Below are 6,498 nucleotides of genomic sequence, written 5' to 3'. Positions count from 1 at the left end.
GTACAAACTTTTGAAGTTCTTCATAATAAACCACAGTCCGATGAAACCGATAATTATTAGCACTGTCTTTAGTTTCATAAATAATTAGACCTAACTTATATATAGGAGCTATAAACATTCCATAATAAACCCATATTGGCGATATTAGGGAGATTTTTCGCTCTTATTTTCTGTATAAATATAATAAACTTTATTTTTTTCTAAGCGCATATATGCTCATTGGTTTTTCAGCTGGAAGGTGCCGACAAAGTTTATTCCTTTCCGCGTTCAGTTAATTGGTAAGATGTTTTTTCAATCGCTAAGAGCTGACTTCTGACCTCCGACATCTCCCAACGCCTCCAACCCATACCACAAAGCTGCCACATGCAATGCCTGGGCAATTTTATGTTCTTTGATTAAATCTTTAATTTCCTCCACCGTATATTCCTCTAAATTTAAAATCTCATGCTCATCTAAATGTTGCTTGTCGGTTTTTACGCCTCCTGTTAACAAATAGGTAAAAGTTTTATTGTTAGATGTTGCAGGGTTTGGGTACAATTCTGCCACGAGTTTACACGTTTTAAAGGTGTAGCCGGTTTCTTCTTTCAATTCTCGCTTAATCGCAAATTCTGGCAATTCATCTCCATCAATCACACCGCCGGGAACTTCTAAAGAAACGATGTCTGCCGCATGCCTATACTGGCGCACCAATATTATTTTTCCTTCTTCGGTTATGGCGATGGCGTTTACCCAGTTGGGATATTCCAATACATAGTAATCGTCTTTAATGGCGCCTCCTTGCAATTCCACAGTATCCACGCGCAGCGTCGCCCATTTTTCTTTGACAAGATATTTAGTGGCGAGTTTTTTCCATTTTTCGATAACCATAGGTGTCTATTATTTTGTTGTGGATTGTTGAATTGTTAAGCTTTCCTCGGTGTTGTAAAAGAAACTTAGCTATTTAGCAGTTGCTTAACCTTTACTTTTCTGTTGAGTATTTCAAAAGATGATGTATTGTGCACTACCTCAATAAAATCGTACAGTTGCAATAGCCTTTCGGCGATGTCTTTATTTTGGTTGGTAGGTTCGAAAGAATCTATTTTGGCATATAAAAGTTGCGATAAGACTTCAATTTTTTCTTTCGAAAACTTGTGCTTTCTAAGATATTCTTCGAACTCTACGGACATAAAATTTTCCAAGTCATCCAATTCTAAATCAAAATCTTCTTGCAATGATTCTCCTATGGCCTCATCGGCCTCTAACACAAGTCCATCTATTTTTAATCCAAAAATTCTCGCTAAATCTTGGGCTATCTTCTGCATTTCGGCAGTCATTATTTCTTTTCTAAGCATGGGTAAAGGGGTTTTTGGTTAATGGTTAGAGGTTAGTCGTTGATTCGTTTGTTGTGAATCACTCTTTCTTTGCTTTGTGCTTTTAGCTTTCCGCTTTTAACTCTACTTACCATCCGCCGCTTGCGCCGCCACCGCCAAAACTTCCACCTCCAAAGCCGCCGAAACCGCCGCCTCCTGATGAGCCACCACCGAAACCGCCTCCACCGCCGCCAAATCCACCTCTGCCACGTCCTCCGCTGCCAAACAGCATCGCCCAAAATAGTGCGTTAGATGCTCCTCGCCCGCCAATGATGTTGCCGTTTCCGCCACCTCCATTTTTCATCACGATAATTAAAATGACGATGATAATGATGATGACCACAACGCTACCTGCGCCACCTTTTTCGCGCGAGCTCACTTTCGGGTTTTCATTTTTATACTCGCCCTTGGTGTATTTAATTATAGAAGTTGTGCCTGCATCTAAGCCTGCATAATAGTCTCCTTGTTTAAAATAGGGCTTAATGTCGTTGTCTATAATTCGTTTTGCATATACATCTGGCAAAGCTCCTTCTACGCCATAACCCGTTTGTATTGCAATTTTTCGATCGTTTATCGCCACCACAATCATTATCCCATTGTTCTTGCCACCTTGGCCAACGCCCCATTTTCTGCCTAAGTTCAGCGCATATTCATTAATGTCGTAATCTCCAACAGATTTTAAAATTGCTATGGCGATCTGGGTGGAAGAAGAATCATCAAAAGTGACCAACTTTTGCTCTAAACTTTGTTTCTGGCTTGCCGAGAGCACATTAGCATAGTCATTTACCAACGTGCTAGGCTTTTCAGGATAATCCTGACCGAAAGATAGGAGTGATGAGAAGCAAAGAAAGATAAATAGGGTAAGGTTTTTCATTTAATTTTTATCGTTATCAAGGTAAACGATGTCGTTTGGCAACTCATTTATATCGCCTTGTTGATGTGGGAAGTAAAAACTAAGCTTCTCGCCTGCGAGTTTTATGGCCTCTACTAAACCATTCGCCAAGTCGCCTTTTATAAAGTGCGCTTTCATTGCGTCTTTAGTGGTCTCCCAAAAGTCGTCGGGCACAGCTCTGTTAATTCCAGCATCACCAATAATGGCAAATTTTTTGTCAAGATGTGCCAAGTAAATCAACACCCCATTTCTAAGTGCTGTTCTGTCCATATCTAGTTTCTGAAAATACTCAGTAGCTTTTTGATAAGGGTCGCCTTCGCAATGCTTATCAATAGCAATTCTTATCTCTCCAGAAGTTGCTTGTTCTGCAGAAGCAATTTCTTTAGCTATCTCTTCTTGTTCTAAATCGGTAAATAAAGCCATGGCTTACAAGGGATTTAATTTGTATTTGAGGATGATTAAATGCCCCAAATACCGAATTGGGTTTTCTTAAAATTCTACCTTAGGTGCAGTTGCAGCACCCGCATCTGCTTGGAAATATCCTTTGGCTTTAAAACCAAACATTCCGGCAGTTAAATTGGTAGGGAAGGAGCGTATTTTACTGTTATAAATTTGCACCGCATCGTTAAAATCTTTACGTGCAACGGTAATTCTGTTTTCTGTGCCTTCTAACTGTGCAGATAAATCGCTAAATTGTTGTGTTGCGCGCAACTCTGGGTATGCTTCTGTAATAGACAATAACTTGCCCAAAGCTTGGCTCAACTGACCTTGAGCCGCTTGATATTTTTGTATGTTTTCTGGAGTTAAATCATCTGCACTAACTGTCATTTGAGTTGCCTTAGCTCTAGCTTCGGTAACCGCAGTTAAGGTACCCTGTTCAAATTTTGCTGCACCTTTAACCGTGCTTACCAAATTTGGAATCAAATCTGCACGGCGTTGGTATTGGGTTTCTACGGTTCCCCACTTAGATTTTACATTCTCATCCATCTTTACCATGCTGTTGTAACCACAAGAGCTTAAGGTGCTTACCGCAATTGCAGCTGCCAAAAAACCAAATACTAATTTTTTCATGTTATGTTTTTGTTTTAGGTTATCAATTTTAAAGTTAAAAACTCCATTTAGATGGCAAATTCTGTACCTTTGTTACAGTTCGGGATAAAAACCTGACGCAATATGCAAAAAGATATCGAAATTACCCTGTTACCACCCCAAATAGTGGATACAGAGGCCGTCAAACAAAAAATTGCTGACGTTTTGTCAATTGCTCCCGAAAGTATTAATGGTTACGAAATTGTTAAGCGCTCTATAGACGCCCGCTCTAAATTGGTTATTTATCGCTTAAAAATTAGGGTTTTTATTGATGAAGAGCCTACCGTAGAACATTTTAATTTCGAATACAAAAATGTTAAAGACGCAAAGGAAGTTATTATTGTTGGTGCCGGTCCTGCCGGATTATTTGCCGCTTTGCAATGTTTGGAAAATGGTTTAAAACCGGTGATTATTGAGCGCGGCAAGGAAGTAAAGCAGCGCAGAAGAGATTTAGCGTTGATAAATAAACAAGGAATTATCGATCCAGATTCAAATTATTGCTATGGCGAAGGTGGCGCAGGAACCTATTCTGACGGTAAACTATATACAAGGTCTAACAAACGGGGAGATGTAAACCGAGTGTTGCAAACGTTTGTAAACCACGGCGCTACCCGAGACATTATGGTAGATGCTCGCCCTCATATTGGTACCAATAAATTGCCGCAAATCATCACATCAATTACAGAAACCATATTAAATGCTGGCGGCGAAGTAATCTTTAACGCCCACATGACCGATTTGATTGTAGACTATGGTAAGATAAAAGGCATAGAAATTAATTATGAGGAGAGGCGTTATGCCGACCATGTTATACTTTCCACAGGTCATTCGGCGCGAGATGTGTACGAGTTGTTGCATAGAAAAAATATTCTAATTGAGGCCAAACCTTTCGCTTTGGGCGTTAGAGTAGAGCATCCGCAAGAGTTGGTAGATGCAGCACAATATCATACCGAAAAAAGATCTGAGTTTTTGCCGCCAGCCAATTATAGCTTGGTAGAGCAAGTTGACGATCGTGGTGTTTTTTCATTTTGCATGTGCCCGGGAGGAATCATCGCGCCTTGCGCAACCGCACAAGAAGAAATTGTGGTAAACGGTTGGTCGCCCTCTAAACGCAATAATCCTTTTGCCAATTCTGGCACGGTAGTGCAGGTGCACCTTAATGATGTAATCGGCTACGACCCATTGCGGATGCTTCATTTTCAAGCTGATGTAGAGAAAGCTGCGTTTACCGCAGGGGGTGGAAAACTGGTTGCGCCGGCACAGCGGATGGTAGATTTTGTACACAATAAGCTTTCACTCAATTTACCCAGCAATTCTTACCTGCCAGGAACAAAAAGTGCCATGTTGGATAATGTATTGCCAGCATTCGTATCAGAAAGTTTAAGGAAAGCGCTACCTCTTTTTGGGAAAAAATTGAAAGGTTACTATACAAATGAGGCTATTTTGGTTGGAGTAGAAAGCCGAACCTCATCGCCATTGCGCATTCCAAGAGATAAAGATACTTACCAGCACCCGCAGGTTAAAGGCTTATATCCTTGTGCCGAAGGTGCGGGTTACGCTGGTGGAATCGTGTCTGCAGCGATTGATGGAATTAATTGCGTAAATGCAATTCTACAGTCTAGTTAGTAAACATTTTCTGTTCGCACTTGTTTATTCTACATGTTAAATATCACCAATGAGCTTAAAAAGGCTTTTGACGGAGACGCGTGGCATGGTCGGCATGCATTACAGATTTTGGAAAATGTAAAGCCTGCCAAAGCCTTTTCGCATTTTATCCCAACTGCACACTCTATTGCAGAAATTGCGCTCCATCTTACCGCATGGACAGAGGAGGTAAGCGCTAGACTAATGGGCAAAGTTGCTTCGGAGCCAACGAATGGAGATTGGCAAACAACCCTAGGAACTACAGAAAGTGCATGGGCAAAGATTATCTTCGATTTTAAAATCGCAAATGAAGAGCTTATCCGCATTTGCGAAGGTTTTAAAGAAAAGGATTGGAATAATCTGGTAAACGAAGAACAACGGCCTATTTTAGCGGTAAATTTTACAGAGCTGGTTAACGGGCTTATTCAACATCATGCTTATCATGCAGGGCAGATTGCTTTACTGTCTAAATTTTAAAATCTTTTAATAGCCATTTCCGATCTTACCATGAAAAAAACATTAATTATTGGTTCATCGCCAAATCCTTCTCGCTATGCGTACAAGGCTGCACACATGCTTAAAAAGTTTAACCATGAGATTGTTAACATAGGGATTAAAGCTGGCGAAGTTGCCGGGGTAGACATAGAAAAGCCAGGTAAAATCTACAACGATATAGATACAATTACCTTATACATAGGCCCTGATTTGCAAGCGCAGTACCACGACTATGTTTTGGCAACCAAACCAAAAAGGGTTATTTTTAACCCCGGAACAGAAAATTACGAGTTTGAAAAGCTGTTAGAAAAGCACGGCATAGAGCCTGTAGAGGCTTGCACTTTGGTTTTGTTAAGTACCGGCCAATATTAATGCGAGAAAAAGGAAAAATGAGGAAAGAACAAAGACTAGGTTTGTGAGAATTTTTGACAACCGCGCAAATCGTATAATTACTTTAATTTTTCGCTTTTCGCTCTAAAACGGCAAAAGTATAATCGTATTTGTTCTTTTCGTCTGCTTTGTGTGTTTCACTGCTCACTTCTTGCCAATCATCCATATTTAGTTTCGGAAAAAAAGTGTCGCCATCGAAAGTATGATGTATGGTTGTGAGATAAATACGTTGTACGTCTGGCAGTGCTTTTTTATAGATTTCTGCACCTCCAATCACAAAAATCTGGGCATCTGGCTGTTCCACTGCTTTATAGGCAGACGCTAAGCTATTTACCACCACTGCGCCTGGAATTTCTAATTCAGTTTTACGGGTTACCACTATGTTTTGGCGGTTTGGCAAAGGTTTTCCAACAGAATCGAAAGTTTTCCTGCCCATTATTACTGCGTGACCAGATGTTGTTCGTTTAAAAAACTTTGTATCTTCGGGCATGTGCCAAAGCAATTTGTTGTCTTTGCCAATGGCATAATTTTCTGCAATTGCAACTGCTATATTAATGGTTTTCATCTAATATTTCTTTTTATAAAACTATAAACAATCTGCCAACTAGACAGTTTACCAACTAACCAACTAACCAACTA

The 6,498-nt window shown here is 40.2% G+C and carries 9 protein-coding genes; 3 read left to right on the top strand and 6 right to left on the bottom strand.

Features of this window, described 5'->3' with window-relative positions; translation table 11 throughout:
- Positions 1-291: 291 nt before the first annotated feature.
- The 5 genes from ABIB40_RS18500 to ABIB40_RS18480 form a co-directional block, all read right to left on the bottom strand.
- Positions 292-867: an NUDIX hydrolase gene (locus ABIB40_RS18500; protein ID WP_354361013.1), complete on the bottom strand. Its 576-nt coding sequence runs from the start codon at positions 865-867 to the stop codon at positions 292-294.
- A 65-nt stretch (positions 868-932) separates the two neighbouring features.
- On the bottom strand, positions 933-1,331 hold the full coding sequence (locus tag ABIB40_RS18495) for a hypothetical protein (protein ID WP_354361011.1): 399 nt from the start codon (positions 1,329-1,331) through the stop codon (positions 933-935).
- A 106-nt stretch (positions 1,332-1,437) separates the two neighbouring features.
- Positions 1,438-2,223: a TPM domain-containing protein gene (locus ABIB40_RS18490; RefSeq protein ID WP_354361009.1), complete on the bottom strand. Its 786-nt coding sequence runs from the start codon at positions 2,221-2,223 to the stop codon at positions 1,438-1,440.
- Positions 2,224-2,664 carry a TPM domain-containing protein gene (locus ABIB40_RS18485; RefSeq protein ID WP_354361007.1) on the bottom strand — a complete coding sequence of 147 codons (441 nt, stop codon included), beginning with the start codon at positions 2,662-2,664 and terminating at the stop codon, positions 2,224-2,226.
- 66 nt (positions 2,665-2,730) lie between these two features.
- Positions 2,731-3,312 (bottom strand): LemA family protein, encoded by a 582-nt coding sequence (locus tag ABIB40_RS18480; RefSeq protein ID WP_354361005.1) that lies wholly within the window; start codon positions 3,310-3,312, stop codon positions 2,731-2,733.
- A gap of 102 nt (positions 3,313-3,414) precedes the next feature.
- On the opposite strand from ABIB40_RS18480, the gene ABIB40_RS18475 reads away from it, so the two are divergent.
- From ABIB40_RS18475 to ABIB40_RS18465, 3 genes are read left to right on the top strand one after another with little or no spacing between them, the layout of a single operon-like run.
- Positions 3,415-4,956, top strand: a complete 1,542-nt coding sequence (locus tag ABIB40_RS18475; protein WP_354361003.1) for an NAD(P)/FAD-dependent oxidoreductase — start codon at positions 3,415-3,417, stop codon at positions 4,954-4,956.
- A 33-nt stretch (positions 4,957-4,989) separates the two neighbouring features.
- The gene (locus ABIB40_RS18470) at positions 4,990-5,451 is read left to right on the top strand and encodes a DinB family protein (protein ID WP_354361001.1); all 462 of its coding nucleotides are present in this window, start codon (positions 4,990-4,992) and stop codon (positions 5,449-5,451) included.
- Between the two features lie 30 nt (positions 5,452-5,481).
- Positions 5,482-5,841 (top strand): CoA-binding protein, encoded by a 360-nt coding sequence (locus ABIB40_RS18465; RefSeq protein ID WP_354360999.1) that lies wholly within the window; start codon positions 5,482-5,484, stop codon positions 5,839-5,841.
- An 82-nt stretch (positions 5,842-5,923) separates the two neighbouring features.
- On the opposite strand, the gene ABIB40_RS18460 is transcribed toward ABIB40_RS18465, so the two are convergent.
- The gene (locus ABIB40_RS18460; protein WP_354360997.1) at positions 5,924-6,424 is read right to left on the bottom strand and encodes a dihydrofolate reductase; all 501 of its coding nucleotides are present in this window, start codon (positions 6,422-6,424) and stop codon (positions 5,924-5,926) included.
- Positions 6,425-6,498: the final 74 nt, after the last annotated feature.

Source organism: Pedobacter sp. UYP30, assembly GCF_040547165.1.
Lineage (GTDB): Bacteria > Bacteroidota > Bacteroidia > Sphingobacteriales > Sphingobacteriaceae > Pedobacter.
Note: the sequence above shows the minus strand (reverse complement) of the source record. Positions and strands in the feature narration are given on the sequence as shown.

Excerpts from the sequence above, each read along its gene's own strand:
- ABIB40_RS18500 (WP_354361013.1), bottom strand. The coding sequence starts at position 867 with ATGGTTATCGAAAAATGGAAAAAACTCGCCACTAAATATCTTGTCAAA.
- ABIB40_RS18495 (WP_354361011.1), bottom strand. The coding sequence starts at position 1,331 with ATGCTTAGAAAAGAAATAATGACTGCCGAAATGCAGAAGATAGCCCAA.
- ABIB40_RS18490 (WP_354361009.1), bottom strand. The coding sequence starts at position 2,223 with ATGAAAAACCTTACCCTATTTATCTTTCTTTGCTTCTCATCACTCCTA.
- ABIB40_RS18485 (WP_354361007.1), bottom strand. The coding sequence starts at position 2,664 with ATGGCTTTATTTACCGATTTAGAACAAGAAGAGATAGCTAAAGAAATT.
- ABIB40_RS18480 (WP_354361005.1), bottom strand. The coding sequence starts at position 3,312 with ATGAAAAAATTAGTATTTGGTTTTTTGGCAGCTGCAATTGCGGTAAGC.
- ABIB40_RS18475 (WP_354361003.1), top strand. The coding sequence starts at position 3,415 with ATGCAAAAAGATATCGAAATTACCCTGTTACCACCCCAAATAGTGGAT.
- ABIB40_RS18470 (WP_354361001.1), top strand. The coding sequence starts at position 4,990 with ATGTTAAATATCACCAATGAGCTTAAAAAGGCTTTTGACGGAGACGCG.
- ABIB40_RS18465 (WP_354360999.1), top strand. The coding sequence starts at position 5,482 with ATGAAAAAAACATTAATTATTGGTTCATCGCCAAATCCTTCTCGCTAT.
- ABIB40_RS18460 (WP_354360997.1), bottom strand. The coding sequence starts at position 6,424 with ATGAAAACCATTAATATAGCAGTTGCAATTGCAGAAAATTATGCCATT.